Raw genomic sequence first — 25,937 nt, 5'->3', positions numbered from 1 at the left:
GTGTGTGCTGCGTGCCCGGTCCTGGGCCGACACACATGCCCTGCCCGGCTGAGCCGCGCACCGCGGACACCACCAAGCCAGCCCCCAGTCCCGCAAGTTCACTCTCTCCACCCCCGATGATCTGCTCCTCAACAGCACCCTACTGGCGCGTATCCCGGACGGCAGGTGCGGTCGGCGTGGTGCTGGCGAACTCGCTAGGCTCCCGGCATGGACGCCGTCCGGCCGCACACAGAGCCCGACTCCGCTCACCGCATGCGTAGCGTCTGCCCCACGGGGCAGACGCCCGGCAAGACGGACATCGCATGCAAGTCCCCGGGGGTGCCGACCCTGGTCGTCGTGAGCGGCAGTCCCGGAACGGGGAAGACCACGCTCGCGCACCAGCTCGCCCGCGCCCTCGGATGCCCCGCGATCATCCGCGACGAGATCAAGCAGGGCATGGCCATGTCCCACCCGGGCTACCAGAGCGGCGCCGACGACCCCCTCAACTACCCGACCCTCGACGCCTTCTTCGGCGTGCTGAAGGCGCTCCTGGAAGCGCGCGTCACGCTCATCGCTGAAGCCGCCTTCCAGGACCGGCTGTGGCGGCCGAACCTCGAACCTCTCACCGGCCTCGCACACCTGCGCGTCATCCGCTGCACCACCCAGGCCGCCGTCGCCCACGACCGCATCGTCCAGCGCGCCAAGGACAACACGCACCGAGCCGCCCACGGTGACCAAGACCTGCTCGACGCCATCACCGCGGGGGAGCACTCCCTCGATTCCTGGGTGCCGATCTCCCTGGACGTCCCCACCCTGACGGTGGATACCTCGGACGGATACCAGCCGGGACTTGAGGACATCGCCGACTTCGTCCGGGCGGCTATACGCGAAGGGGCAGCGCCCGAGCCGAAGGCAGGCGGCTGAAGCCCGCGTAGCCGTTGCAGACGGCCTGCCCGGGTGCACATCACCACCCGCTGGATCGTGCTGTTCCTTCCCCGCCCTCGCGGGTGGCTTCATAGGCTTGGTCCAGCCTGTGGACGACGCCGGTGTCCACGTCCTTGATGCGGGAGTGATGGCTGATGACACCCCCTGAGCCGCCGATGGCTGCGACCTCGCCCCAGACCGTGTGGGAGTGCTGCCTGGTCTGGGCGGACCTCCTGATCGGCCTTCACATGGAAGCCTTGGAGCAGGACCGCCGCGACCGGCTCTTCAAGTTTTCCGAGGAGGAGAGCTCGCTGTACGTCGGGATGGACCGGCACTTGGTGTCCTTCCTGATCGGGGCGGCCCTGCACGAGCGGATCCTGGGACTGGACCTGTCATTCACCGATGCGGTGTTCGTGCCGCTTGCTGCTCCGCAGGAGGAGGGTGTGACCGGCACGCTGCGACGGTCGGCCTACAGCGCGCTGGAGTTCAGCCCTGACCTCGAAGAACAAGGGGGTCCCTCGCGGGCGTTGCTGATGCGCAACGCCATCTCATCGCACCCTGACGACCGACTGCTGTGGGACCGGGCCCGATCGGCCGCCCTGACCGTCGTGGACACCGCCGCCAGACGCACCCCTGCGCGTCACACCGGCCCCCGCCACCCCGGCGCCCGGGCCGACGGCCCGTACTGGGAGCACGCCACCACGATCGGGGATGTTCTTCTCGGCGAGCAGCACCGTCGTGGACTTGACCGACTCGCCGAGGTCTGGGGCGACGAGGACTAAGAATGGCCCCGACCAGGACCGGCGGACTTCTCCAGCATCGCGAGAGCGTCGGCGCGGACCTGTTCGTCATCCACGATCGCGTGGACGAAATCGGGCAGCAGCTTCATCAGAAGCAACTCGTACATGGGGGGTGAGGTGTTGTCGCCGTCCGGTCCTCGCGTGTGCTCGGCGATGGCGTTGGACAGCATGACGACAACGCCCGCGCCGGTCAGCGTGCGCCCGGCCATCTTGAGGATGCCCGGATACAGTCCTGGGACGACGCGTTCAGGATCAGCCTGGGCGATGCGGCGTGCGAGCTCGTCCCGGGCGGGGACCACGGCGGTTGCGGGCATGAGACTCCTAATTCTCTCGCTGCTGCGAGCGAGATGACGAAGGCGGGGGAGCAGGCGCCCCGATGGGGACAACTCAGTTCATCAGATCACGCGGCCCTGTGGTCGGTCTCGTGATCGGCTGGTCCCATCCTGAGGCGGACACCCATACGGGCCGAGGGCAACGCCCGCCCACGACGACCGGGACCGTCGTGCCAACTCGCCGACATCTACGGCGAACAGGGCTCTGCGGCGGGTTCCTGGTCCTCTGGATCGAGGTGGTCTGACTCTACGATCACGTGCTCGCCATGCGGGCCGGGGGCCTCGATCTGGATCTCTCCCTCGATGGTCGACATCACTAGCCGCCGAGGCTCGCTCTCCTGCCCCGGCATGGTGAGCGCCACCTCGTAGCCGGGCGGCGGCCCGGGCAGCACGGTGCGGTGCTCATCGTCCATCAGCCAGGCCGGAGCAACAACTTCCCCACTCCGCCCCTTCTCCTCGCCGGCGATTACCCGTACTCGGGTTCGGGGCGCCAGTCCTGCTGGCCGCTCGGCGGCGAGCGCCGCCTGCGCAGCTGCGCAGGCCCATCCCGTAGCAACGTCAACCGCGGGCAGGGGTGACCCGCGTCCGATGCCGCGCGGCATGCCGTCACTGTTGGCGAGCGCGGGCGCGGTAAGCCACCGGCGGACCAGCCACGCCCACTCAACGGCCGCGCTCTCGGGATCGGCATCCTCAGCCGACAGCCCCAACTCGGCCCCGAGTTCGTACACCATGGCGGGCCCCCGGTCGAGGTGCCACAGCACGCTGCCGATCTCCACGTCCTCAGCGGAACTCTCCTGCCGCTCGGCCAGGCCCGCCAGGGTCACCGCGAGGACGCCGCGAATCGCCCGCCCATCCCACGAGTCCGCCGGATGATGTCCGAACTCCGCGATCTCGTCGGCGCGCTGAACCGCCGGTGCCCAGGCCACTGGACGCTTCTCCGTCATGCTGCGAGCCTCCATACGTCCGTCCCGCCGAGCCGGGCGGCGTCGTCCCACGGATCGGGGGCCGGTGAGCAAGGGGGCATGGGGTGGCTCCTGCTAGTCGGTGAGTGCGCGGACCTGGAATTCAGCCTCCCCGAACCTACCGGCTCGCGTGGCGAATTGGAGGCAGAGTGCTTCCGGATCAGCCGGCTCCGCTGCCGAGTCGACCACGTAGAACTCGCCTTGAGCACCGGACGGCCGGCCCAGGGCGGTGCGGCGGTTCCCGGTGCCCGCGGAATTCCGGGCAGTGCGAGCCAGCCGGACCGACCAAGACCCAGTGACCTACCGCAGGCGCGACGACGCGCTCTAGTGTTGCGGCATGCCTGCGCATCCCCTTGCTGACCTGGCCGCCAGCCTGCGCTCCAGGACCCTCACCTTCCTGCGTGCCCCGGTGAGCCGCGAGTTCTGGGACATGCTCCTCGACCAGGGGCATGCGTTCGTCATGCCGGCCGCATGGTCAGCCCTGCCCCGCTCTCGTCAGATCGAGGGGCTGCTCGCCGCAGAGGGAAAGCGGGTCGCCGACGGCACCACGTTCGCGATGGCCGCCGACCTCGTGCGAGCGGCACGCGAGGTCGGCCACGACCAGTCGATCCCTCTCCCGTTCACCCCGGATGTCCTGCCCTCACCGTCGGGCATGCTCGTCTTCTCCGAGGACGAGCCGCTGACGCATATCCCCCCAGGGGACCCGGTGGTCGCGGTCACCTGGGGGCCGCCCATGGACGGCTTCTCACCGGGAGTGCATCTGACGTGGTGGGCGGCCATGGGAGAGGAGGAGCAGGAAGAGGACGCCGCTGCCCGCGGCCGGCTGATCCCGGTGGTTCCGGACTTCGACCTCCACCTGTCCTACCTGCCGCTGTTCGATACCCGCCTGCACCTGAAGCAGCTGCCCTCCGGGCTGATCTACTCTGCTGTCCCGCTGCGCACCGTGGTGGCCGCCTGGTACGCCCTCACCGCGGACAGCACCACGCACCGCGAGGAACGGCCGAACGCCACCGTCACGCAAGCGCTGAGAGAGCAGAAGGCGAAGAAGCGCGGTGTCCAGGTCGCCACCACCAGCGGAACCAGTTCCGCCCGCCAGGACATCACCGAGCGCGCCGCGCAGAAGCTGCGTGAGGTGAGCGACGGCGACATCTTCGAGCCTGCGCCGGAACTCGCCGCCACCCCGAAGAAAGCCGATCACGGCGTCTTCGACGCAACGCTCGACCACCAGCTCGAAGCCGGCCACCGGCGCCTCGCCCACATCTACCGGGAAGCAGCCGACCACTGGCACCGCCTGGAAATGCAGGCCGCCCAGCGCTACCCCGGCGTCTTCGAGAGCCTGGAAGAACTGCGCGCGCAAGAGGGCTCGCAGTGGCAACCGTGGTGCTGGATGCCGACCGTCCGCGTATCCAGGTGGCTCATCACGATGTACGACGCGCCGGTCGACCAGGCCATGTGGGACGGTCCCCGCATCGCTGCGCTGGGGGCCTGGCGCAGCGCAGGACGCCACAGCGTCCTGACCACGCTCCCGCTACAGGCAACCGCCAGCGACCGTGTCCCCGCAGAACTGACCGAGACGATGCCCGCTCCCGGGCTTGGCCTGATCATCGACGACAACGGCACCGTCCACCTGCTGCTGACCTACCTAGACGAAATCGGCGACCGCGGCACCGCGGACGCCGAACTCGTCCTCATCTCCAACTACGGCGAGCCGACCCGCATGCTCGAGGACATCACCAAGCTCACCGTGTTCCTCACCGGGGACAACCTCCTCGACGCCGTGAAGGCCACGGAGGCGTACTACGACCGCGCCGCGGTCCAGAACGGCACGGAACCCCATCCCACCGATGAAGCCCTCTACGCCGAACACGCCTACGCCGTTGGCCTGTTCACCGGGCTGCTCGCCGGCATCTGCGCACCCGGGGCCGAACTGCAGGACGCCGGAGCGCTGACCAGGCGCAAACTCCCCGCGCCGTGGCCGCCGGAGCCGAACGTGCTCTCGGAAACGACGCTCTGGCTCCTGACCGGTACTCCCATGGCGCACTGAGACGAGGCAAGGCGGGACACGGTGCCGGTCGGTGCCCTAACGCGGCGGAACCGGACCCCGGAGAGGAAGTGCTCATCGTGACGGAGATACCCGAGCCCGAGAAGGCAGAGCTGCGGATCCCCAAGGCCGCCCTGGAGGCGCTGGCGGCGGCTATGGAAGTGCGCACCGTCGCCACCGTGAAGGATGCCGGCGGCCTCGACTGGTTCTACCCCGTAGGGACGAGGGAGGAGGACCACGTCGAGTTCGCCCTGATGCCCGGCGGCGAAGAGGTCTTCCTAAGGATGTCTTCGCAGCACGACCAGATGCTCGTCGTGACCATCGAGCAGTGGCACGACCTGGTCGGCCGCATCACCCCGCCGGGTGTGGATCGCTGATTAGCCGACGGATCCGGTACGTGAGCGGTGCCACGGCGCCGCCGGGCCCGGCTCGGCGAACGCGGTGGCTCGCCGTGCTCGCCGAGCCCGTTGTGGTCGCAGCCGGACAAGCGGTACAGGAACCAGATGAAGCCGAGCCATGCCCCGATGATCAGCAGGAGGGCCGCGCCCACCACCAGGACGGCCTCAAGGAGCACGCATCCTTCGAACAGGAGGCGACCTTCCGGGGAGCCTGGCCCATCGGGCGGGTAAGCAAGCCCAACATCGTCACGCACACACCCGAGCCGGAGCTCCTCCCGGCGGCCCATCTGGGCCCATGCGCACGTAAGGGTCGAGCTCAGGCCGTGAGGTCGAGGAAGTCTGCGACTGGGTGTGCGCCGCGGTAGGCAGCGAGCTGCTCCCGCAGGGCGCCGAGGGTGCTGCTGCCGCGAGCAGAGCCGGCGCCGCCAAGCTGTTCGATGGCCTGCCAGGCGATGTCCACAGCAGCGTCCACGTCGCCCAGTTGAAGGTGCGCCCCGGCCTGGCGGGCGAGGTAGATCCCGGCGCCGCGGGCCTCGGTGTTCGTGTCGTAGGGGTCCTCGTGCCGCAATGCGTCCGCAAAGTGCCGCAGCGCCCGCTGTGGCTCGCCGAGCGAGAGGGCACAGCTGGCCGCGACCTCGTGGACTTCGCCGTGGTTCATCCAGTACATCGACGCCAGATCATGTTCCCCGGAGCGGTCATTGGCGGCGAAGGCAGCGTCGAGGGCCCGGTAGGCGGCGGTCGGCTCACCGGCCTTGGAGTGCGCGCGGGCCCGTCGCGCGTGGAGCATGGCCAGGACCCGGCCGGAGGTGATCTTGTGACGGTCGTCGAGGGCACACTCGATCAGCCCGAGGGCGCCGTAGGGGTCGTCCTCGCTGTAGCGGAGGTTGGCCCAGAAAGCGAGCGTGCTGGCACCGAGGGTGCTGTTCCCGCCGGTGGCGGCGGCGCGCAGGGCGACGACGAAGCGGCCCTCGGCGTCGGCCAGGCGGCCGCTGTCGTACGCGCACCAGCCGGCCAGCCGGGATGCCTCGGCCTCGGCCGCGTACAGCCGGGCCGCTGTGCTGCTGCCGTACGACTTCGTCTTGAGGGTGTGCCGGATCAGCTTCAGCTCGGCGCGGGCGGCGTCGTAGGCCGTGGTCGATCCGACCTTGTCGTCCAGGCGGCGCAGGGTGTCCAGGCGGGACTCGAAGAGGGTGGCTGTGCTCGCTCCGATGCGCCGGCCCCGGGTGGCGGCGACGGCGTCGGGAGCGGCTGTGATCCAGTGCGCGCCGGTGCCGGCGAGTGTGCCCAGAGATGCGATGACGAAGCCGCGTCGGTCCACTGGCCCTCCTGGATCCTCCAGTGCTTCCACGGTACCCGCGGCACTCCAGGGCAACTCCCCAACCGCACGATGAACTCGTAGGCGACGGGGCCTGGTTGCCCCAATCGGCTGTCACGGGCCTGGCGAGCACCGTAGTTTGGCTGGCGTTCCACATCAGGGAGGGGACGGGCCCATGATCGACTACAGCGAGGGCGACCGGGAGCATCTGGCCCGCGACATCGGTCAGGAGCTTCGTACGCTCGCCCCGGCCGACGTCGAGGGCGGGCAGTACATCACTCGCCTGCTGGCCCAGGACGGCATCACCGAGTCCATGGCCGAGGACCGGAACCTCACCGTCGGGACGCACCGTGAGCGGATCGAGTACGCCCTTGCCCGCGCCCTGGCGTATCTGAAGTCCGTCGAGGGCCGGGTGGGAGCGGTGTACGACCAGGAGACCCTCAACTGGCACACCATGGTCCTGGCGCACGCCGCGACTCCAGTCCCGCAGGTCTGTATGTGCGGTCGCCCAGCACGGGAGTGCAGCGACCGCCGCCGGACGGGGCAGCCGATCGAACCGTACGAGCGCCTGGAAAAAACGCTGCCCGCAGCCCGAGGCGCGGGGTGAGCGACACCGCTGACGAGACCTCGCTCGGCGCTGCGCTTCAGCCGTCAGCCGACGTGCGGCGGGCGCGGTGGCTGCTGACGGGGCACTTCGCTGGTCAGGGCGTCGTGATGGCGACATGGGCGACGCGCCTGCCAGCCGTGAAGGAGGCGGCCGGCCTGATGTTGAACGGCCCGAAAGAGTTCAGTCGCGCACGCGATAGTTCAGTGGCGCGGTGAGCTGTTCAGTTCTGGGCTCCTGCTATGCGCGCTCTCGGGTGCCTTGCTGGCTGAAGCGAACACCCCGCCCTGGGCGCCGTGTTGCAGTTGCGCGAGGTGCCTCCGTACGGCGGGGACACGATGTGGGCGGACATGGCGGCCGCGTACGACAACCTGCTCGACACCGTGAAGGAGCGCATCGAGGGCGCGCGGGCCGTGCACGACTTCATCCCCGGCTTCGCCCGCTTCTACGGTCCCGACAAGCTCGCTCCGCACCAGGACCGGTTCCCGCCCGTCACCCACCCCGTGGTGCGCACCCACCCGGAGACGGGTCGGCGGATGCTCTTCGTCAACACCTCGTTCACCACCCACATCGTGGGTATGGAGCAGGCGGAGAGCGACCGGCTGCTGAGCTTCCTCGTGCGCCAGGCCCGTGTGCCGGAGTACCAGGTGCGGTTCCACTGGCAGGCGTGTGACGTCGCCTTCTGGGACAACCGCGCCACGCAGCACTACGCCGTCGACGACTACGGGTCGCGATCGCGGGCGACCGCCCGTACTGATCCGGCGGCGTACGCGGGGAAGCGGAACCTGGGGCGCCGAGAGCGCCCCAAGGTTCCGCCGCCGCGCTCGCTATCCGGTGAAGATCACCGCATGCGGAACCGTGGCTCCGCCGTAGGCGCCGCTCCCGCCGGGCGCCAGCGCGTCCTGCGGGACCATGCACTCCGTGTCGCGGAAGAGCACGGCCTGGGTGTCGGTGCCGTTGTCGGCGATACCCGCCCCACCGTCCAGCGGGACACACGTGTCGTCCGGCGGATCGGCGATCGGGACCCGGAAGCCCGTGTCGGCCCGGTTGTAGAAGAAGGTGCCCGACGCCGCCTGGGCGCTGGTCGACACCCCTGTCACCAGCACGAACGCCGAGCCTGCGACGACGGTCATCCTGGCGAGCCGTTTCCACATGTGCATAGAGGACCCCTGTTTTCCCGAAACCGGATGATTTCCACTGTGCCTCTTATGAGGGCTATGCCCAGCACAGCAGGGATGAAGGCGGCATGCCGCCGTCATGCAGACGAATCACCTGTGCGGTGCGGCGAAGCGGAAGCTCGGACGACGGGGAATGCGCGGGCGGCGCTCCCGCTGGCGGCCAAGGAGGACCGTGCCGAAGGCGGGGCTGGACAGATCGACCACGGCCTTCCTTGCCTCCAGGGTGGCCGCGACGGGACTGTAGACGGCGATCGCCTTGCCCTTGTGATTCCGTCAAGTGCGGGCTGGTGCGACTACTTTGGCGCCGAGAGCGAGGGTCGCGGCCAGGGCCACCGGCACCGTCAGAGCGAGCGGCAGACTGGCGACGGTGGCGATGCCGCCGATGGCCGCCGGGCCCGCCAACAGGCCGACGTTTCCGATGGTGCTGACCGCAGCGACCGCGCGTGGGCCACACGAGCCAGCGGCGGAGTAGAGCAAGGGGACGACCGGGGAGAGCCCGAGCCCAAGGAGCGCCCACCCGATCAGCGCGGCTGCGGGCGCGACACCGGTGCCGGTGACAGAGAGGCCGGCTCCGAGACCGGCGGCAGCCATCAAGGCTCCGGTCCGCAGCAGCACCACGGGGCCATGGCGCTGGGTGAGACGGTCGCTCAACAAGCGCCCCGTGGCCATGCCGCTGCCGTAAAGGAAGTACGCGCAGGCCGCGGTCGTGACCGAGGCACCAAGAGACCGTACGTGGACCGCTGCCCAGTCCAGGGCGGTGCCTTCCGCGATGAGCCCGAAGGCGACCATGACGCCGAGGAGCCACACGCTCCGGTGCCGTACGAGCGGACCGTCAGCCGCAGCCGCCGCGTCCGGCTCCGCGAGGGAGAGGGTCACAGACGCGGTCAGGAGCGCCGCCATGACCACGACGCAGCCCACCACGCTGAACACCATCGTGTGGGAGAGCTGAGCGGTGACCGTGGCAGCGCCTGCGGTACAGACCGCACTCACGGAATACGCGGCATGCAGCGAGGCCATGATCGGCCGCCCGCACTGACGTTCGCACTCTCGGCTCAGGGCGGCCCCGGCCGTGTTCAACGGCACCAGCAACATGCCCTGTCCTGTACCGAACAGTGCCGCCACCGCGACCATCGGACCGAAAGACCGCACCTGGCCCACCAGCACCAGTGCCGTCCCCAACGCGAGCGCCGCTCCCAGGAGTAACCTGCCCGTGCCGTGGGGACGTTCGGCTAGCCGTCCGCTCACCAGCAGCATGGAGATCATCGCTGTGGATGCCGCGAGGAGCGCGAGGGACAGGGCGCCAGGCGTGAGGCCGGCGGCCTCCTGCACCGCGGGCAGCCGGGTCGCCCAAGTCGCCATGGCCACCCCTTGTATTACGAAATAGCCCGTCAGTAGCCACCGCGACCTACGCACTTCCGCCGACAGCTGCGCAGGCCCGGCGAGCGGGGCATCCTCCACGGTGTCACTCAACGCCTCATCCCCCTGCTGATAGTGAACATGGAACGTCAGGACGACGGCGGAATCGGCCGGATCCTCGGCACACATCTCTTCCTCGGCCTGGACGGCGCCGTCCACGATACGGGCGTGCCATGCCCCTGGCAGCCCGTCTATGCGCGGGAGTTGGCGAGTCCACGTGCCCCGGTGATCGACAGTCGCCCTCCGCATCGGGTATCGGCGTCACTCACTGCTGAACATCCCGGTAAGAGACGGCATCCGGTCCGCAGCGATACTTGTCCGTTCAGCTTCCGCTCCGGCGCGGAAGAAGCGGCAGCGCGTCCTCGCGCGCGAGGACCACGCCGCTCTCGTGCCCGCTTGCCCATCCTCGCCATCACCGCTTGACCGCCTGGGCGACGCCCTACCGTGCTCAGAAAGGACTGGCATGCCTCCGCCGACGCCCCGCACCTTGCGCCCCGTCCGGGCTGCCCGTGACTGGATCTACATGCGCTACTTCGATCCCGGCGGCACCGAGCGGCTCCTTCCTGTCGACGACGCCGTCATGGTCGCCTTCGAAGAGGCGCTGCCCGGGAGATCCCTTCGTACGCCGGCCAGCATCACACCCCCGGGCAGTAGTGGTCGGCGACAGGAGGCGGCGTCGAAGAACCGGCCTGCGGACCTGATCAACATCGCGCTGGAGAAGGTGGTCAGTGGGTGCAACCGTGGCCGTCGCAACACTCCTCGCCGCGCCGACCACACTCAAACTGCCCGACCCACAGACCTCGGCTGACGCTCCCGAAACACCCACCATTCGCGGGAACATCTGGCTACTCGGCGCCATGATCGCCGCTGGCCTCGTCACCGAGGGCACCGCCATGGACTGGTCCGCAGTCCACGTCCGCTCTCTCGGGGCCAGCGCCACGACTGCGGCCGCCGCGTACTGGCTGTACGGCGCGGGCATGGCCACGGGCCGGCTGATGGGCGACGCCCTCACCGTGACTCTCGGTCCCTCCAAGCTGCTGCGCACCGGCGCCACGGCCGGTCAGCGGGGCCAGGGGTAGCGGGGGGCGAGGATCGTCAAGGTCGCCGCCACCGTCCCGCGCGCCACGTCGGGATACGACGCCGGAAAAAGACGCCGGGCCGGAAGAGACACATAATCGTGGACCTCAAAGAGTTCCCGCTGTTCGTGTTGGTCACCCCGGCCGACATGCACGACAGCGTCGCCGCCCGCGAAGCCCTCTTCCGGCTCCGGCTCATACACCCCGAAATCGCCATCGTCTGGGGTACACCGCGCAACACCCCGCTCACCCCAATGGACAAGTCGGCACCGAGACGATCTTTCGCAGGCCGGGAGAATGCTGGTTCCACAGGTCCTCGGCGGGGATGAGCGCCGCTACCCGCTGCGGAGCAAAGGGGGGTGGGCGGGCACGACGAACGTGGTCCGGCGCATGCACCGCATGGCCCGGAAAGCTCTGTACGGGCCGCGTAGAGACGCTGGGGCCTGTCTGCGGTTGCTGGATCAGCCGAGGGCGCTGCCGAGGCCGGCCAGCAGTACGCGCTCACACTCTCCCGGCCCGTCGACCCGGTCCACGAAATCGGCGATGAGCGCGAGTGCGCACGTCATCGTGCGAGGTTCACTGTCGGGCACCGGCCCGGCCTGGTCCCGCCAGGCCACCGGGTCGCGTCCCTCGAAGGCGGCCTTCACAACGTGGCGCACCATGGGGAAGTCGGTCGGCTCCACGACCTCGTCCCACTGGCTGACCTTGTCCAGCAGCACCTGGGTGAACCGCTCGGTGAACTGCTCGCCTCCGGGACGGCCAGCGCCAATCTGGTTCAGCGCGCCATCGATCAGGAGCACCGTCCCGCGCAGGAGTTCACCAGTGCCGTAGAGGGCCGTGGCTGCCGCGATGCGCTCACTCAGGACGGGCTCCTCTGGGGCGTCCCCCGATCGCAGCATGCTCGCTTGGTCCCACGCCGCCTGAACTGCGCCCACCTTGACCTGTGCACCGCGCATCGTCATGACGATCGAGGGTAGTCACGCGGACCGGCCCAGCGAGTGGCGATTGTGAGATCTGGCCCGAACGGAGGCGCGGAGCTGCTGGCCGGGGTTCAGAGATGAGTTCTCACCTTCCGGTCATCTAGTTTCGGTTATGGCTGGACCGGGTCGGCGGCATCCGCACGTCGCGAGCAGCCACCGGGGATGCGCTGAGGGGCGTGGTGTGCGCGTCAACTCGCATCAGATAATCGAACAGGCTTACGCTTCGGGAATGAGCCCTTCCCTCGCTGACGCCTCCGGCGCCCTCTCCGAGCCGAGACCGCTCACCCCGTTCCAGCAGGCCGTCGCCGACCTCCAGGCCCTGGGCCGGACCCTGCCGTGGAGTGCCGAGCCGATGCCCGGCTACACCAGCCGCCGCCCCGGCGGGGATGTCGTTTTCCCCGACTCCCCCGGGTACACCCCTGAGCAGGCGACCGCACTGCGAGCGGCGTGGGACCGGGTCCGCGCCCTGTCCAGTCATCCCGATGCCTGGGCACCGGCAGCACCGGGAGCCGAGCGCGAGGGCTGACCCCAGACGGGGGGCTGCTGTGCAGACGTCCGAGCCGCACGACAGGACCACCCTGACGGAGCTCACCCCCACTCGTGCGGGGAGCTGCATGCCGCAAGCGGTGGCCTTCCCGGTCGGTGCCGTCATGACCCAGGGTCACCACGGTTCGAGCTCGACCTTCTTCGTGTCCTTCGGGCGCATGAACTCCTGCGCGGCAGCGAGGTTCGGCACCACCGTCACGAGTTCCCACGCGGTACCGCTCCACCGCACGACCACGCGGGGCAGCTCGGGATCCAGGTGCGCGGCACGCGGCGGCCCGGGGCGCTGCGTGACCGCCCGCATCCGGCCCGTCCTGTACGTACGGGCCAGCAGCCGCTTCCCCCACCGGCGATCGATCTCTGCCCGCCGCTCAGTCATCGCCGTCGTCCTCCTGGCCGTCGCCGGGGTCCATCGTGTCGAAGGGCGCCATCTGGTCGCGCTCCTCCTCGGCGACCTCGCCGTTTCCGGGGGCGTCCTCACGCGCCATGCCCCGAGTGTGCCGCACCGGAACCCGCAGCCGCCACAACTCCCCAGCAAGCGCCGCTTGTTGGGCTTCGGCGCGGTCAGAGCCGCCGACTGACGTCTGACGTGAGCTCCCCTCACCCGAGAGTGTGGTCCATGCCCGCACCGTACGTCCCGCCTCTGACAACCAGGCCCCGGCCCTCATATGGGTGATGCGGAGCTGTTCGTGAGCTTGCACGCGGACACGGGCGCTATCTCTTGACCCGTGATCACTTCTCGCGGGTGGCTGCGCGCCGCCATCGCCCTTGTCGGTTTCTCCGCCGTCCTTGCCCCTGCCGCTCCGGCATCCGCCACTGCCCCCACCATCACAGCCCAGCCCGCCCCGGCGCTGCGGCGGCTGCCGGAGCCGCCTCCAGCCGATGTCGCCCGCACCGAACTCGAGGACCTGAACGTCGAGGCTCCCCACGCGATGACCGGCTACAGCCGGGCCAAGTTCCCGCACTGGGCCAGGCAGTACGGGCAGTGCGATACGCGCGAGGTCGTCCTGCAGCGCGACGGCAAGGACGTCGTCCAGGACGATCAATGCCGTGCGGTGTCAGGGACTTGGTTGAGCGAGTACGACGGCAAGACACTCACCGCCTCCGCACAGGTCGACATCGACCACATGGTGCCGCTCGCCGCCGGCTGGCGGGCCGGCGCGGACCAGTGGGACACCGACAAGCGCAAGGCGTTCGCCAACGACCTGGTGCACTCCCAGCTCATCGCAGTCTCCGCCGCCTCCAACCGGTCCAAGGGCGACCAGACCCCCGACCTGTGGAAGCCCCCGCTGAAGTCGTACTGGTGCACCTACTCCCGCGCCTGGATCGACGTGAAGCACGTCTACGAACTCAACGTCACCGGACCGGAGAAGGCCGCGCTCGGGGAGATGCTCGACACCTGCCCGGACAGCTGATGCACACCCCGGAACCGGCGGTGTGCGACGACCAGGTCACCGCCGGCCCGGGCGGCGCGATGACCGACGACGTCGGCGTCATCACCGGCGATCTGACTGTCCGCACCACCCGCCAGGCCGACCATCGCGTCGCCATCGCTGTCCAGTACACCGGCGCGGACGAGTGGTACACACTGACCGGCAGCCCTGCTGCCGTCCCCGACGGTGAACTGGAGGACTACCACCACCGCGTCCTGGACGCCGTCGAAGTCGGCGCAGAAGCCATCGCCCCTGCATGACCACGGACCGGTACCCGATGACCACGGGCACCGGTCACCCGGCAGGCGCCGTCGCCATCCCTGGGGCTCTACGTTAATCACGGCTGCGACGGCCGTCTTCTTCACAGCCGGCGGCCCGCGCCCACGGGGCCAGCGCCCACTGCTAGAGCCAGGCCCGGCTCGCCCCACACTTTGTGCAGCGCGGCGCGCATCTTCTCGTTCATCGCGGTGTTGATGACGGCGCTGTGCTCCTCGGGCACCTCGCGTCGGTCCGAGACACCGACCATGGTGCCGTGGCGCGTCCCGTTCTCTGGGGCCTCAGCAGGTGTGGTGTGCCGTGGTACGAGGGGGGTTCGTTGTGCCTCTGAGACTCGTTCTCAAGGAGTGTGGCTCTGTGGCGGGTTGTTGCACTGACCGCCAAATCACGGAGTTGTACATGCGGGCATTCCCTGTGGACCTGCCTTCAGGGCGGCGGTACTGGACCGTCGTCGACGGTGACCTTCGGGTCGTCCCCATCGCCGATCAGTGGCTTCGATTCCTTCGCCTCGGCCGGAGCCGGGCCGAGCTGACGACGAAGTCGCACGCTGGCGGGGCGGCCTTCTACTTCCGGTGGTGCCTGGCGACCGGGCGGGACTGGACGACGGCAGCCCGTGACTTGGGCCTTTTCATCGTCTGGTTGAAGTACACGCCATCAAAGCCGGCTGACAGCTCCACGACCGTGGTGTTCGGCCTGGGAGCCAAGCCCGTACGGCACGAGCGACGGATCAACGTGATCGACGACGGGATCCTGACTGTAGTGACCGGGGGTGACTGTCTGCTCGATGGCCCAGAACACCGTGGCCTAGCACAAGAATTGCAGATGAAGACGGACTTCGGGAGGAGGTCACTCGAAAGGGGAGCTGCGTGCTGGTGCTGTCTTCGCTGACCTGGGACCTTGTTCATCAGTGCAGAAGCCTGCACTGGTGTCGCTGGGCTGCTTCGGTGTTGGATCGCTTATGGCCAACTCGCTGTCCCAACCGCCTGCTTAGGGGTTTAGCAGCACCCCAAGCGCAAATTGGAGTCTTCGATCGCCGTGACTGCGTGTGTCTTCTCAGGTCACTGGCCGGGCGCGGATCGGCGCCCTGGTCGGTGGTGGATTTGGGTACGGCTGGCTACGGCTGGACGGATCTACCGGCGGGGGCGGCGCTGATGGGGAAGGCGAGCAGGAGGAAGCGCTCTCCGGGCGTGGGGGTCGGCCCGGGCAGTGGCACGAGCGCCGAGGAGATCGTGGCGGAGCTCATGCCTTACCTCGCTGAGGAGGGCATCACTGCAGACGGACCGCCGGTGCCGATCGCGCAGTTACAGGAGGCCATGACTCGCGCCATGGCCCGGCGCAACGCCGCACTGCCCGGGCGTGAGGTAGTGAGCGAACATGCGCACCCGGACGCCGTATTCTCGCTGGACCGGCTAGCGGGCCTGTGTGTCGAGCTGGTCGACGCGGTCGCTGCCCTCGGCGGGGCTGTGGATCGGCAGTGGGTCTCGGAGCATCTGCATGCGTTGCGCCCGCATGACGACGAGGTCGCCAACTTGGTGGCGTACCGGCAGCCGATGTGGCTGCTGACGAATTGGATGATGGGAATCGGATCGCTCACCCCGCCCGGGGAAGCGGCGCTGCGCGCGGTCGGCTGGGTGGAGCGCCACGCAGGAGCCGCGGCAGCGGACCTGGTCGTGGCCTACGCCGATGTGGCCGGCCACCCGGACGCCCCCGGGGGCTCCCTAATTCTGGACCAGGATCGGACCGACCACATCCCCGCATGGCTGATGCTCCTCGCTGGTGTCACCGCGACTCGCGGTGAGCCCAGTGCCGCGTGGCTTCGCAGTCTCGACCCGCCCGAACCGGACGCCTCCACCCTGGCGTGGCTGGAGGGGCGTACTGCTTCCGAGGCGGAGACGCCAAGGCCGTCCTGGCCGCCGGATCCGCGGCTGCTGCCCGACATCCGGCGCAAGCAGATCGCCTTCGCCACGGAACCGGCGACGCGCCGCCTCACCGCGAACTTCCTCGAGGACGGTAGCCTCGCTCTGAGCCCGGACGTCGGCAGTTGGGATGTGGCCAGCAGCATCCTGTGCGACCAGCAGGCGGACCGGCTAACGCAGTCGTGGCTGTACTTCGTCGATACGGACATGTGCACCGTAGCGGTCAAGAAGGCCATGCGTGCCCGGTCCACACCCTTGGCGGCCCATCGGGTCCCAGCACCGTACGGCCTGCTGGTGTTCGCCGAGCCGATCCCGCTCCGGCTGCCACGCACACCGGCGCCCCGCAGCAGGGGCAGCCGGTCTGCTCCCCAGCTCACACCTTCCAGCATCAGGGACCTCGTCGCGGTTTCCTGGGGCCGCTGGTCCCCCGACTCACCCAACACCGGCTGGAACAAGTTCGACGAGAAGACGCAGTCCCGCCTGCCCATCACCTTCCCTTCCGGGGAGCACTGGTGGCTGACGCTCTACCACCAGGCGATGGACGACGGGTACTGGGGCGACGCCCCGGCCCCGCCACTGGAGTCCTCGGACGAGTTCGTCCTGACGGCCGGACGCGTCTTCGACCAAGCCCCGGACTGTGAGCCGGAGTACGGGGCACGGCTCCTGATCGCCTGCTGGGACCTGATCACCCAGGAGGCCGTGGGTAAACCCGTCACCGAGTCCCGGACACTGCCCCGCAAGCCGACCAAGGTACGGGCCGACCGGCGGCGCGGCATCACCGACGACGGAACGGTGCGACTGGTGACCATCCTCGGCCGCCGCGTCGCCGAGCAGGCGCAGCCCGGCGACGCCTCCGCCCACGCCGCGGTGCACTACAAGCACCGATGGACCGTCCAGGAGCACAGCCGCTCGCACTGCATGAACCCCCGCGTGCACAGCGACGGGCAGTGCACACACGAGGACATTACGATCATGGAGTTCGTCAAGGGGCCCGCTGGCGCGCCGCTTCTACGGCAGGACATCGTCCGCCTCCTGCAGCAGCGAGAACGGGAGCGCTAGCGCCTCTGGTGACCGTGTCCCGTGTAGCCCCCCGCCGCACAAGGAGCGGGCTGGTGCCGAGCAGCGAGGGGCGCGTGTTCTTGGCCTGCCTTCGGTGTTCGGACAACAGCCCGGCCTGGGGGGGGACATCGTCCGCTACCGGACTTTCATCCGGGCCATGGGGCTGGAACCGGTCGTCTGAAGCGCCGGAGCCGAGGCGCGCCACGTCGCCCTCGCGACAGCACCTGAAGAACGCCGCCGGCTTCCCGAGCCTGGCCGGAAATGCCGCCGCAGCACAGATAGAGTGCCGACGTGACTCCCAGTGTGTCCCGTGTTCAGCGCCTGGCTGGCCTCTTGGAAGACGAGTGTCGCCAACGTGGGGTCGACCTTGTTCCCGGGCAGGCCGGTCACGTGCTACGCCGCCAGGCCCGGGTGGTGGCGGCCGCACTGCACATCAGCGAATCGTGGGCCCTGCGCTCCTACCTCGATGAGGACGCGGTGCGGGGGCTCGCGGCGAATCTGGTCCGAGAGGTGAATGCCGCTCGCCCCGTGCGGGAGTTGGTGCTGGACGTCCTGGCGAAGGTCGGCGGCTGGGCGAGGGACGATCGCCTGGCACGCGAGTGCGCCCACCCGCAGAGGCCGGCAGAGGGCCCTGAACTGGGACCGGCGCTCGGCGCGGACCTGCGGGCACTGGCGTCGGTGACGGCCCAGCAGATGGCGTGGGATCTGTACACGGACGCCGTGCACCTCGGAGACCAGCCCTACGCCTACTACGCCGACGAGCGGGACGGTGTGCTTCTGCGGCTGCCGCGGGTGTGCGACGGGATGGACGCCGCCTGGCGACTGCGGTTCGCCGGGATTCTTGAGCAGGTGGCCCAGCAGCTTCGAGCCGATACTGAATTCGCCCCGGTCTGCCACGCCTCGACCGTGGCGCTCGCTCTCGCGGTGACCGCGGCTCCCGAGCTGATAGACGACATGGACGAATCCGAGGCTGCGGAATCCGTAGGGCTTGGCGAAGACTGGTCACCACATACTGCGGACCTCCGGATCGGTAGGGCACTGAGGGCCATCGCCTGGAACAGTCCGGCGTTGATCGCCTACGCCCCGGAGGCGACCTACAGCCTGCCGCCCTCCACCAATGGCATTCACGACGGCGATGACCTTCGCCCCGAGGCCTGGTTCACGCCATTCACCGATCTCGGGCCGAGGCCGCCATCACCTCCTGGCTGGGTGGTCGATGCCCTGGCCTGCGGGCTTCCTGCCCGCGAAGACCCGCCGCCTTTCGGCGCGGATGAGACGGAGCGTGCGGCGCTGGCCGACCTGGCGACCGGCATCGTCGAGCGGGAGGCCGCATGGCGGCGCCACTGCGACAACTCCGGCGACGTGGAGGAGGAGGAGGAGGAGGAGGAACCGGCAGAAGCCGTCATCCTGCTGCGCCCACAGCAACTGGATTACATGACGCGGAAGAAGGCCCGGGCGGAGCAGCAGGCTCTGATTGTCGAACAGAGCGGACAGCTCGTGGACTCTGCCGCTACGCGCTACCAGGTCGAGCACGACCTGGACGACGCCCACGACATGTTCGACCCTCTGTGGTCGCCTGCGGAGCAGGACGCGGCACGGCTGTGGGCGATCACGCTCACGCTGGAGGACCACTCCGGCACGTCAGCGCTGCTGGAGCGGCTGCCGAGCCAGGGCCTCGGCAGCCCGTATACCGACGGAAACAACTGGCAGTTCACCTCTTCCGCCCAGCTGGCCGACCGGATCGCAGGCGCCGCCTTCTCCCAGCCGGTCGAAGGCATCATCGTGCACGCACCGGAGAGTCACGGAGACAGCGTCCACGCAGCTCAAGCCTGGGGGTTGGTCGTCACTCGCAGCGGCCACACCTTCTGCACGGGATGCGCTCCAGGGGGAGCCGAGGCGGCCCATCACGGCCTGATCACCGCGCTGACGCACGCACTGCCGCAGCCCTGAGAAGTGGGGGGGGGGCGGGGGGGGGGGGGCGCCCCCCCCCCCCCCCCCCCCCCCCCCCACTTCTGAGTAGCGTCACACCCGGCTACGACGTATAACACCCCTGGCCACAGACGTGTGACCTCTTCAGAGGCAGCAAAATTCAGGCGTCAGACAGTGCACAGGGCCGCGCATCCGTTGTCTCCCTGATCAACGAGGCGCCATCCCGGTGCGCATGATGCGTCCGGCCCGGCTTGGCTGGTCAACGTCTCGGCCTAGAGGGTGCTCACGACTGGCTTCCTCCGAGGGGCACTTCGGCCAGCACGTCCCACATGATCTCGCGGCGGTCATGCCATTCCGCGACCAGGGTGAGAGTGGTGACCGGCACCGTCACCTCCCGGCCAGGCGCGTCGGACAACAACACCTTGAGCCTGGTTCGGTCGGCCAGATGGGCTTCGCCGCCGGCGTAGGCGTGGGACAGGTGCGGATAGGCTGCCTTGGGGATCAGCGGCCACCGGTCACCGACCACGGCTTGCTGCGCCTGCCACGTCATCTCCCACAGAGCCCTGTGTGGGGCGCCCGGATATCCCTTGGATTCGATCGCCACGGTCCCGATGTCCGGCCGTGACAAAGTCACCTCGAACGGCGCGATATCGGCGGCCCGTTTGGTGACCTCGGCCACCAGCTGGTCGACCTCGGCGCCGGTCGCACTGTCCTGCGGACCGGAGTGCAGCACCGTCATGTGCATCCACTGCGGCTGCACCGGGTACAGACCGGGCTGCTCGGCGAGCGTGCGATATTGTAGGTCCGCAATTGGAATGTCCCGTTCCGTCGTGACGACCTGCATGTTCTCGCGATGTCTCATTCGTATGGCCCGGCATTCTGTCTCACGATCTTGGCCCTTCAGGCTCGGTCGAGGGATGCCTCGGTCTAGGTCGAGGCGCCGGCGAGCGGGATCGTCGTCAGGGTTTCCCAAGTAATGGTCTTCTCGGCGTCGTTGGCGACGACATCGACGAGCGCCACGGTGTCGATCCGCAGGGGCGCGTGGCTTGGGCGAACCCGGCGTACCCGGCGGTGGATCTGGTGGTAATGATCCAGGTCCACTTCGGCCGTGGCGTACGACTCTGTCAGGTGCAAGATCCCGGTCTCGTACTCGGTGGCTTCGGTGCCGAATACGACCTCGAATGCGCGGGTCGCGGCCGTTCGCAGTTCGTTCAACGGCTCGTCGGGCCCAAGATCAAAAATGAGACCGGTTCCGTACGCGAGGGTGCTCCCCACGGTGATGGTGAAGGGTGCAATGTCCTGCATCTGGCGGGTGAGTTCGGTTGTCAGGGCCTGCCGTTCGGCCACCGTGACTTCGGCGGCCGGCTTGGAACTCAACTGGTAGAGCGTGATGTGGAGCCACTCGTTCCCGACGTGGGTGAGCGGGTCGTCCTTGGTCGCGGCGCGAACGCTGTGCACGAGGTCGGCAAGTTCGGGGTTACGCCCGAGATCTACGGGGACGTAGGCGTGGGCGAGGGACGGAGCTCTGCCTTCTTCCCACACGTCTTTGCCCTGCTGGAACGTGAACGGCTTCATAGCTGGCCAACGTACCGAACTGGACGCGAACAGCGTTCAGGATCAAGCGAGTTGGCGCTGAGTCGGTCATCGGTCTGCCTGTATGCGTCGCTACGGACGGGCCAGCGGGTCCGGGAGAGGAGCCGACGGCTCGGCGTACGGCCGGGCGTGGCAGGTCTCGCAGACGGTGACGATCCAGGTGCGGGTCTGGTCTCCGTGGAAGCGAGGGCGGCCCGGTTGGCCGCACATCTCGCAGGTCGTCTCGGAGGCGGCTTCAGCGGCGTCGACGAGGGCGCCGGCGCGGTCTGCGAAGTCACCGTCGAACTCACCGTCCTCGTCGAAGCGGTCGGCGAGGTGGATGCGGAGCCCGCCGAAGCGGCTGGCGAGGGAGTCGAGTTGGTAGTCCGGCGCGAGATCGAAAAGGTCCTGGTGCAGGCGCTGCAGCAGGTAGTGCCAGCCGGGTCCCGTACCGGAGAGCCGGGCTGGAATCTGCCGCTCTGCTTCGGTGCTGTCGCTCGTCGTCCGCGTACTCATGGCGCCCACCATGCCGCACGCCACTGACAACGCCTTCGCCGCGAGCTGTGCCTCTGGTTTCTGCGAGCTTGCGCTGACCTGCCAGAACCGCCTCACCGGGCCAAAGTCGTGTGATAGACCGGTGGTGGATGGCAATCCCCCTGCCGTCCACCACCCCAAGGGCCCCGGGCCCGCGTACATCCCACCCCGTACGCGCCACCCGGGGCCCTCGTGGATTTACGGGGTCAGTTATCTCGGGTGCAGATTCGTAGTCAGGCATGTCGGCCATGGGGTCGTTTTCGTATGTGCCTTAGGTATCCGAGGGGTCGTCAGGCGCGTACGCCTTATGGCCTCCCTCAACTTCATTTCGCACGAAACGAAGTTGGGGGCCTCGGTTCGACCGAACTGAGGTCGCAAATCGGGCACCCCTGTCCAGTCGCGGACAGGGGCGCGACGATGCCACTCCCCGGGCCTCCCTGCTGCTGCTCCAGCTCGGCCTCAGAGCCGCCGGTTGCCGGAAGTGTCTGACACCGGATCGCTCTGGCTGACCTGCATGGAGTGCTGGGAGGTCTAGATAATGCCAGCGTTGGTGTTCAGCTGGTGGCGTCCTTGGTGACGCGGACGCTGCTGACCTTGCCGGCCAGCTGGCTGCTGTCCCTGTGGCCGTTCGCGCGTACGCCGGGAGCGATCTCCGCGCCGATCGGGACCCCGTATGCCGCGTCGACCTTCAGGAGCGGGGTCGAGTCCATCAGGAACGGGTTCGGGTCCGTGGGGAACGGGCCGGTCAGCTTGTAAGAGGCCCACGACTCGTCTTCGGATCCTTTGCCGTTGTTGTAGATGGTGATGGTGTAGCCGGGCTGCGGACGCTGCACCTGGAAGGAATAAGCGACGTCGTTCGGCATCGAGTTGTACGCGAAGTCGTGCAGACCGGGGGTCAGGTAGAATTCGCCCTCGTAGTCGGTCTCCCCGTTCCTCCCGTAGAACTGGATGACGGGCGTCGGCTCGGTTTCGGGCATGATGTCGCTCCCCATTTTGTGTAGGCGGCCTGGCCTGTGGTGGCGGCTCCGGTGGAACAGCCCAAGATCAAGATCAAGACCACGTGGACGCTAGCAGCGGACGAGGCAGGGCCGCTGCGGTTCCCGTCCTGCACCACCACAACGGCTGGAAGTGTTCGCTCAGGCTGGAGCCTCACAATCCTGGGCCCGCCGTCCACCAGACAAGCCGGACGGCACCGGTGTTTCACACGGTCGACGCCGAGGTGCCGGGCACCTCCGACGACACCGACTGTGCGCACCTTCGATTCGGGGCCCCTACTGACAAGGACTCTGCCGCCTCACTGTCAGGGCTCTGCCGTTGCCGCCCACAGCGGAGCCGCTCATGCGTGCCTAACGTGCCTCACATAGCTTCAACCCGTTGACCTGTAGGAACGCTTGACAGCACTAGATAACATCCGCGGTGTGCGCGGACCCCCCGGCATGACCGTGCGCTGAATGCTCAGGTGAGGGTGGCCGACCAGCCCTTGCGTGAGAACGTGGCGGTCCCGTCGGGGGCGATGGTCACCGTGGCGCCGCGGATGGGGAGGTCGCCGTCCACGGCGAGCCAGGTGCGGATGCGGTCCAGGTCGTCCCACAGCCGCCGGGGCCCGCTCTGGTGCACGGTCGGGGAGTCTCTGCGTCCGGCGGCCGTGGCGCGGGCCCAGGAGCCGTCCGCGTGGAGCATGTAGATGGTGCGGGTGCCGTCGTCCGCGGTGTGCTGGCGGTGGTCGATGCCGGGCACCCGGAGTTCGAGGGTGGAGCGTACGTCCCAGGTGTCTGGTACGTACATCAGCGGGTAGCGGCTGGTGGTGACGGACTCGCCCTCGGCGTTCTGAGCGGCCTGCCACACGGGAGGGTTCTCGGGGAACGTGTCGTCGTAGTCCTCGCCGTGGCGTACGGACATGAACCCGGCCGCCTCCGAAGCGACGTACCCTTTGGCGCCGCCGTCGGAGGTCTTGTCCGCGACGATGACCAGTCCGGTGTCGGCGATCGTGGTCACCAGCCGGCCGCCGGGGGCGAGCGCCTCCAGCCACGAGACGGGCACGGCGGGCACGGCCACGGTGGAGATGATCCGGTCGTGGCGGCCCTCGGGCAGGTCGCCGGTCAGGTCGCAGACTTCGACGCGCGGGTGGTGGCCGGCCTCGGCCAGCCGCTTCCGTGCCGCCTGCACCAGATACGGGTCGATGTCCACGCTCGTGACCTGCTCGGCGCCGAGCCGGGCACAGGCCAGGGCGGTGCCGTAGCCACTGCCGCAGGTCACCAGTAGCCGGGAGGTGTCAGTGATCCACGCCGCCCGGTACATCATCAACACCAGCGCGGGCAGCGTGGAGGACGAGGTGGAACGCCGGTCCCTTCCCCGGGCGAGGCTCTGGCCCACCTCGGCGTGGTCGGCGTGGAGGGTGCCGACGCGGGTGACGAGCGTGGTGTCGGAGTAGACGTCCCGCAGCCACGCGTCGGTGTCGCTCGCGCCGTCGCGCAGTTCCCACACCTCCTTGCTGTCGCTGGTGGTGGTCCTGGTCCACCACCGGGGCACGAACAGGTGCCTCGGCGTGGTGGCCAGCGGCTCGTACCAGCGTGATTCGGGCCGGATCATGCTGGTGGCGGCGAGCCGTCGCGCGGCTGGTTCCCAGTTCATCAGGGGAAGTCCTTTCGGCCCGCGGGGCTCGGGATGACATCGTCGGAGGCGGGGTCGCAGGTTCCGCCGCCCTTGCAGGTGTCGTCGTTGGGGCCGCAGTCCGGGGCGCACGGGTCGTTGCGGCTGGCTGGGATGCTCGCGGCGATCTGCTGCCACCGTGGTGAGGTGAACACCCGCTCCAGCGGAAGGCTTGGACCTGTCCGGCCGGGAGGAACCGGCCCAGTACGCAGGGGGTCACGGTGCCGTCCGAAAGGACCGCGGCGATGTTGGTGGCGCACCGGCCGCACAGCTCGGATGTGGACGGCAGCCCGGCGCCCTTGGCGGCGTTGCCGACGCCTCGGACCCGGTCGATGTGCACCTCGGTGATGCCGAGCTCCGCCAGCTCTACGCGGGCCTCTTCGACGCGCTGACCGTCGAGGACGTCAACGATCCCTACCCGTAGGCGGATGCCGCGCCGGAGTGCTTCGATGATGTTCGCGCGGGTCGCGGCGTGGGAGCCGGTGCGTCCAGTTACTTGGTCGTGTCCCTCGTCGGTGTCCGCGTAGTACGACGTCGCCAGGGTGACGCCGGGTCGGGCGAAGAGCGTCCAGTGTTCGAGGCGGACGCGGTAGAGGTTGGAGTAGACCTGAAGCCCGAGTCGTTCGGCGAGAACATGTTCCGCGATCTCGACGAAGTCGGGGTGGAGTGTGGCTTCGCCTCCGATGATCTGGATGGTCTTGACGCCGAGGGCTGCGGCCTCGCTGATGACTCGCTTCCAGTCGGCGACGCTCAGGGTGCCGTGTCCCTGGGTCGGGCCGGCTTCGGCGTAGCAGTGCGAGGCGCAGGTGAGCTGGCAGCGGCGGGTGATTTCCAGCTCAAGGAAGCTGGGGATGACGGGGGTTGTCGTCTTCGGGGTTTCGGGTGCGATCGTCACGAGCCGTTCCCTTCGGTTGTGTTCCACGGTGGACCAGCCCCGCTCTTCGCAGAAGGAGGCCGGCAGATCTTTCGGCGCCTGGAGAACCGCGCGCCGTCCGGCGGGCGCCCGCCGTCCCGGCACTTCCGTATGCCGTGCACGCACGGATGGCCATCGGCTCTGAGGCGCGGGCACAGGCCCGGCGAGGCTCGTCATGGGCCTGCTTTCCCCTCTCCACCGGGCCTGGCCCGTGTCGTCTACCACCGCTCGGTGGACGCGCCGGAGCCGGAAAGGACGGCCTGATGGGGGTCGGGCGCTCCGAGGTCGGTCAGGGGACGGCTGCTGGTGACGACCTGAACGCGGTGGACGCGCGCGTAGGCGGCCAGCAGCAGGGAGAGTTTCGGCTCCCCGGCCGCCTCCCGCGCGGCGTGGTCGAGGTAGTGCAGCAGCCCGGGTGTCACGCGCAGGCGTCCGTGGAGGAGCCGGAGACGGGCGACGCCGTACTCGGCCTGAAGGCGGGCCGCGTGTGCTGGGCTGGGCTTCTCAATGAGAGCGGTCATCGTCTGCACAGGGCCGGTGCCGGTGCAGACGATGACGCCGTGGTGGCCCGCGGCGGCCGGGTTGAAGGGGGCGGCTAGGACCGCCGGCGTGCCCGGGGCGCTGTCCGTGGCCAGCGCGGACAGCGCGGTGTGCGTGGGGTCAACGTTGTCGGCGAAGACCACGTACAGCTCCTTGGTGCGCAGATGTTCGGCTCCGTTGAGCACGGAGGTGACATCCGCGTACCGGCCGTGCTGGGCGACGAAGTCGAGGCGCAGACGTTCGGCGGGCGGGGACTGGCCGGGCGGCTGCGCGGCGAGCGCGTGGTAGCGGGCCAGGGCTCCGGGGGCGAGGACCTGGCGGGTCCAGTCGATCAGGGGTGTGTAGTAGGGGTGGTGGACCACGACCGCGCGCGTGCTGCCGAGGGCGGCTGCTTCGTCCACAATGTGCGCGAGGCCCGGCCGTCCCCCGACCGGGCGAAGTTCCTTGGGTAGATACGGTGACCAGTTCCCCACGCGGGTGCCGAGTCCGCCTGCGGCGATCACCACCGGGGCCGCGGCGGGGGTGGACGGCTTTGTCATCGGTGTTCCCTTCGGGACGGTGCTGAGGG

General features: G+C 68.9%; 30 protein-coding genes and 3 pseudogenes. 16 read left to right on the top strand and 17 right to left on the bottom strand.

All coding sequences use genetic code 11. The features are described from left to right. The first annotated feature begins 252 nt into the window (after nucleotides 1-252). Nucleotides 253-903 (top strand): AAA family ATPase, encoded by a 651-nt coding sequence (locus tag ACIBK6_RS31160; protein ID WP_399054808.1) that lies wholly within the window; start codon nucleotides 253-255, stop codon nucleotides 901-903. 155 nt (nucleotides 904-1,058) lie between these two features. After that, a complete protein-coding gene (locus ACIBK6_RS31155; protein WP_399054806.1) occupies nucleotides 1,059-1,685 on the top strand; it encodes a hypothetical protein in 627 nt (208 codons plus the stop codon). On the opposite strand, the gene ACIBK6_RS31150 is transcribed toward ACIBK6_RS31155, so the two are convergent. Further along, complete coding sequence (locus ACIBK6_RS31150) at nucleotides 1,682-2,017, bottom strand: hypothetical protein (protein WP_399054804.1); 336 nt, start codon at nucleotides 2,015-2,017, stop codon at nucleotides 1,682-1,684. The genes ACIBK6_RS31155 and ACIBK6_RS31150 overlap by 4 nt on opposite strands. Nucleotides 2,018-2,223: 206 nt before the next feature. Then, entirely contained in the window at nucleotides 2,224-2,979 is a 756-nt protein-coding gene (locus ACIBK6_RS31145; protein WP_399054802.1) for a hypothetical protein, read from the bottom strand. A 355-nt stretch (nucleotides 2,980-3,334) separates the two neighbouring features. Between ACIBK6_RS31145 and ACIBK6_RS31140 the strand changes: the two genes are divergently transcribed. Both ACIBK6_RS31140 and ACIBK6_RS31135 read left to right on the top strand, forming a co-directional pair. Continuing rightward, nucleotides 3,335-5,041 (top strand): hypothetical protein, encoded by a 1,707-nt coding sequence (locus ACIBK6_RS31140; RefSeq protein WP_399054800.1) that lies wholly within the window; start codon nucleotides 3,335-3,337, stop codon nucleotides 5,039-5,041. A gap of 77 nt (nucleotides 5,042-5,118) precedes the next feature. Then, nucleotides 5,119-5,415, top strand: coding sequence for a hypothetical protein (locus tag ACIBK6_RS31135; protein ID WP_399054798.1), 297 nt, complete (start codon nucleotides 5,119-5,121; stop codon nucleotides 5,413-5,415). 337 nt (nucleotides 5,416-5,752) lie between these two features. Here the strand turns inward: ACIBK6_RS31135 and ACIBK6_RS31130 are convergent, their stop codons facing one another. Then, nucleotides 5,753-6,754: a transcriptional regulator gene (locus tag ACIBK6_RS31130; protein WP_399054796.1), complete on the bottom strand. Its 1,002-nt coding sequence runs from the start codon at nucleotides 6,752-6,754 to the stop codon at nucleotides 5,753-5,755. A gap of 172 nt (nucleotides 6,755-6,926) precedes the next feature. Here ACIBK6_RS31130 and ACIBK6_RS31125 point away from each other — a divergent pair, with 172 nt between their 5' ends. The 3 genes and pseudogenes from ACIBK6_RS31125 to ACIBK6_RS31115 form a co-directional block, all read left to right on the top strand. Continuing rightward, nucleotides 6,927-7,358 (top strand): hypothetical protein, encoded by a 432-nt coding sequence (locus tag ACIBK6_RS31125; protein ID WP_399054794.1) that lies wholly within the window; start codon nucleotides 6,927-6,929, stop codon nucleotides 7,356-7,358. Beyond that, nucleotides 7,355-7,573 (top strand): hypothetical protein, encoded by a 219-nt coding sequence (locus ACIBK6_RS31120; RefSeq protein ID WP_399054792.1) that lies wholly within the window; start codon nucleotides 7,355-7,357, stop codon nucleotides 7,571-7,573. The genes ACIBK6_RS31125 and ACIBK6_RS31120 overlap by 4 nt, the downstream gene beginning before the upstream one ends. 57 nt (nucleotides 7,574-7,630) lie before the next feature. Further along, nucleotides 7,631-8,137, top strand: a pseudogene (locus ACIBK6_RS31115) (TauD/TfdA dioxygenase family protein); the annotation flags it as partial. Between the two features lie 45 nt (nucleotides 8,138-8,182). On the opposite strand, the gene ACIBK6_RS31110 reads toward ACIBK6_RS31115, so the two are convergent. After that, entirely contained in the window at nucleotides 8,183-8,515 is a 333-nt protein-coding gene (locus ACIBK6_RS31110) for a hypothetical protein (RefSeq protein ID WP_399054790.1), read from the bottom strand. Between the two features lie 291 nt (nucleotides 8,516-8,806). Further along, nucleotides 8,807-10,108, bottom strand: coding sequence for an MFS transporter (locus tag ACIBK6_RS31105; protein WP_399054788.1), 1,302 nt, complete (start codon nucleotides 10,106-10,108; stop codon nucleotides 8,807-8,809). Between the two features lie 304 nt (nucleotides 10,109-10,412). Between ACIBK6_RS31105 and ACIBK6_RS31100 the strand changes: the two genes are divergently transcribed. From ACIBK6_RS31100 to ACIBK6_RS31090, 3 genes and pseudogenes are all read left to right on the top strand, one after another. Next, complete coding sequence (locus tag ACIBK6_RS31100; RefSeq protein WP_399054786.1) at nucleotides 10,413-10,757, top strand: hypothetical protein; 345 nt, start codon at nucleotides 10,413-10,415, stop codon at nucleotides 10,755-10,757. Nucleotides 10,758-10,806: 49 nt separating this feature from the next. Then, the gene (locus ACIBK6_RS31095) at nucleotides 10,807-11,028 is read left to right on the top strand and encodes a hypothetical protein (RefSeq protein WP_399054784.1); all 222 of its coding nucleotides are present in this window, start codon (nucleotides 10,807-10,809) and stop codon (nucleotides 11,026-11,028) included. 15 nt (nucleotides 11,029-11,043) lie between these two features. Next, nucleotides 11,044-11,249: pseudogene (locus ACIBK6_RS31090) on the top strand (transposase); the annotation flags it as partial. A 237-nt stretch (nucleotides 11,250-11,486) separates the two neighbouring features. On the opposite strand, the gene ACIBK6_RS31085 reads toward ACIBK6_RS31090, so the two are convergent. Further along, the gene (locus ACIBK6_RS31085) at nucleotides 11,487-11,987 is read right to left on the bottom strand and encodes a hypothetical protein (protein ID WP_399054781.1); all 501 of its coding nucleotides are present in this window, start codon (nucleotides 11,985-11,987) and stop codon (nucleotides 11,487-11,489) included. A 247-nt stretch (nucleotides 11,988-12,234) separates the two neighbouring features. Between ACIBK6_RS31085 and ACIBK6_RS31080 the strand changes: the two genes are divergently transcribed. Further along, nucleotides 12,235-12,531 carry a hypothetical protein gene (locus ACIBK6_RS31080; protein ID WP_399054779.1) on the top strand — a complete coding sequence of 99 codons (297 nt, stop codon included), beginning with the start codon at nucleotides 12,235-12,237 and terminating at the stop codon, nucleotides 12,529-12,531. 135 nt (nucleotides 12,532-12,666) lie between these two features. Here ACIBK6_RS31080 and ACIBK6_RS31075 read toward each other — a convergent pair whose 3' ends face one another. After that, a complete protein-coding gene (locus ACIBK6_RS31075) occupies nucleotides 12,667-12,927 on the bottom strand; it encodes a DUF6087 family protein (protein WP_399054777.1) in 261 nt (86 codons plus the stop codon). 349 nt (nucleotides 12,928-13,276) lie between these two features. Between ACIBK6_RS31075 and ACIBK6_RS31070 the strand changes: the two genes are divergently transcribed. Both ACIBK6_RS31070 and ACIBK6_RS31065 read left to right on the top strand, forming a co-directional pair. Further along, nucleotides 13,277-13,963, top strand: a complete 687-nt coding sequence (locus ACIBK6_RS31070; protein WP_399054775.1) for a DUF1524 domain-containing protein — start codon at nucleotides 13,277-13,279, stop codon at nucleotides 13,961-13,963. Further along, nucleotides 13,963-14,241, top strand: a complete 279-nt coding sequence (locus ACIBK6_RS31065; RefSeq protein WP_399054774.1) for a hypothetical protein — start codon at nucleotides 13,963-13,965, stop codon at nucleotides 14,239-14,241. Before ACIBK6_RS31070 ends, ACIBK6_RS31065 begins: the two co-directional genes overlap by 1 nt. A 101-nt stretch (nucleotides 14,242-14,342) precedes the next feature. On the opposite strand, the gene ACIBK6_RS31060 is transcribed toward ACIBK6_RS31065, so the two are convergent. Next, entirely contained in the window at nucleotides 14,343-14,507 is a 165-nt protein-coding gene (locus ACIBK6_RS31060) for a hypothetical protein (RefSeq protein ID WP_399054773.1), read from the bottom strand. 864 nt (nucleotides 14,508-15,371) lie between these two features. Continuing rightward, nucleotides 15,372-15,500: a hypothetical protein gene (locus tag ACIBK6_RS31055; protein ID WP_399054772.1), complete on the bottom strand. Its 129-nt coding sequence runs from the start codon at nucleotides 15,498-15,500 to the stop codon at nucleotides 15,372-15,374. A 70-nt stretch (nucleotides 15,501-15,570) separates the two neighbouring features. On the opposite strand from ACIBK6_RS31055, the gene ACIBK6_RS31050 reads away from it, so the two are divergent. Together ACIBK6_RS31050 and ACIBK6_RS31045 are read left to right on the top strand one after the other, a co-directional pair. Beyond that, nucleotides 15,571-17,232: a hypothetical protein gene (locus ACIBK6_RS31050; protein ID WP_399054771.1), complete on the top strand. Its 1,662-nt coding sequence runs from the start codon at nucleotides 15,571-15,573 to the stop codon at nucleotides 17,230-17,232. Between the two features lie 390 nt (nucleotides 17,233-17,622). Next, complete coding sequence (locus ACIBK6_RS31045; protein ID WP_399054770.1) at nucleotides 17,623-19,182, top strand: hypothetical protein; 1,560 nt, start codon at nucleotides 17,623-17,625, stop codon at nucleotides 19,180-19,182. A gap of 262 nt (nucleotides 19,183-19,444) precedes the next feature. Here the strand turns inward: ACIBK6_RS31045 and ACIBK6_RS31040 are convergent, their stop codons facing one another. The 6 genes from ACIBK6_RS31040 to ACIBK6_RS31015 all read right to left on the bottom strand — a co-directional run bounded on the left by ACIBK6_RS31040 (nucleotide 19,445) and on the right by ACIBK6_RS31015 (nucleotide 24,071). Next, nucleotides 19,445-20,005 (bottom strand): 2'-5' RNA ligase family protein, encoded by a 561-nt coding sequence (locus tag ACIBK6_RS31040; protein ID WP_399054769.1) that lies wholly within the window; start codon nucleotides 20,003-20,005, stop codon nucleotides 19,445-19,447. An 83-nt stretch (nucleotides 20,006-20,088) separates the two neighbouring features. Further along, nucleotides 20,089-20,736: a 2'-5' RNA ligase family protein gene (locus ACIBK6_RS31035; RefSeq protein WP_399054768.1), complete on the bottom strand. Its 648-nt coding sequence runs from the start codon at nucleotides 20,734-20,736 to the stop codon at nucleotides 20,089-20,091. 90 nt (nucleotides 20,737-20,826) lie between these two features. Then, the gene (locus ACIBK6_RS31030; protein WP_399054766.1) at nucleotides 20,827-21,249 is read right to left on the bottom strand and encodes a hypothetical protein; all 423 of its coding nucleotides are present in this window, start codon (nucleotides 21,247-21,249) and stop codon (nucleotides 20,827-20,829) included. A 572-nt stretch (nucleotides 21,250-21,821) separates the two neighbouring features. Further along, nucleotides 21,822-22,244 carry a hypothetical protein gene (locus ACIBK6_RS31025; protein WP_399054765.1) on the bottom strand — a complete coding sequence of 141 codons (423 nt, stop codon included), beginning with the start codon at nucleotides 22,242-22,244 and terminating at the stop codon, nucleotides 21,822-21,824. A 478-nt stretch (nucleotides 22,245-22,722) separates the two neighbouring features. Beyond that, nucleotides 22,723-23,898: a protein-L-isoaspartate O-methyltransferase gene (locus ACIBK6_RS31020; protein WP_399054764.1), complete on the bottom strand. Its 1,176-nt coding sequence runs from the start codon at nucleotides 23,896-23,898 to the stop codon at nucleotides 22,723-22,725. Then, a complete protein-coding gene (locus tag ACIBK6_RS31015; RefSeq protein ID WP_399054762.1) occupies nucleotides 23,898-24,071 on the bottom strand; it encodes a hypothetical protein in 174 nt (57 codons plus the stop codon). The genes ACIBK6_RS31020 and ACIBK6_RS31015 overlap by 1 nt, the downstream gene beginning before the upstream one ends. Before the next feature lie 17 nt (nucleotides 24,072-24,088). On the opposite strand from ACIBK6_RS31015, the gene ACIBK6_RS31010 reads away from it, so the two are divergent. Next, complete coding sequence (locus ACIBK6_RS31010; protein WP_399054760.1) at nucleotides 24,089-24,340, top strand: hypothetical protein; 252 nt, start codon at nucleotides 24,089-24,091, stop codon at nucleotides 24,338-24,340. 12 nt (nucleotides 24,341-24,352) lie between these two features. Here the strand turns inward: ACIBK6_RS31010 and ACIBK6_RS31005 are convergent. Both ACIBK6_RS31005 and ACIBK6_RS31000 read right to left on the bottom strand, forming a co-directional pair. After that, a pseudogene (locus ACIBK6_RS31005) lies at nucleotides 24,353-25,006 on the bottom strand (radical SAM protein); the annotation flags it as partial. Nucleotides 25,007-25,047: 41 nt separating this feature from the next. Then, nucleotides 25,048-25,908, bottom strand: coding sequence for an NTP transferase domain-containing protein (locus tag ACIBK6_RS31000; protein WP_399054759.1), 861 nt, complete (start codon nucleotides 25,906-25,908; stop codon nucleotides 25,048-25,050). Nucleotides 25,909-25,937: the final 29 nt, after the last annotated feature.

The sequence above is a fragment of the Streptomyces sp. NPDC050485 genome (assembly GCF_044458185.1).
Classification (GTDB): Bacteria; Actinomycetota; Actinomycetes; order Streptomycetales; family Streptomycetaceae; genus Streptomyces.
Note: the sequence above shows the minus strand (reverse complement) of the source record. Positions and strands in the feature narration are given on the sequence as shown.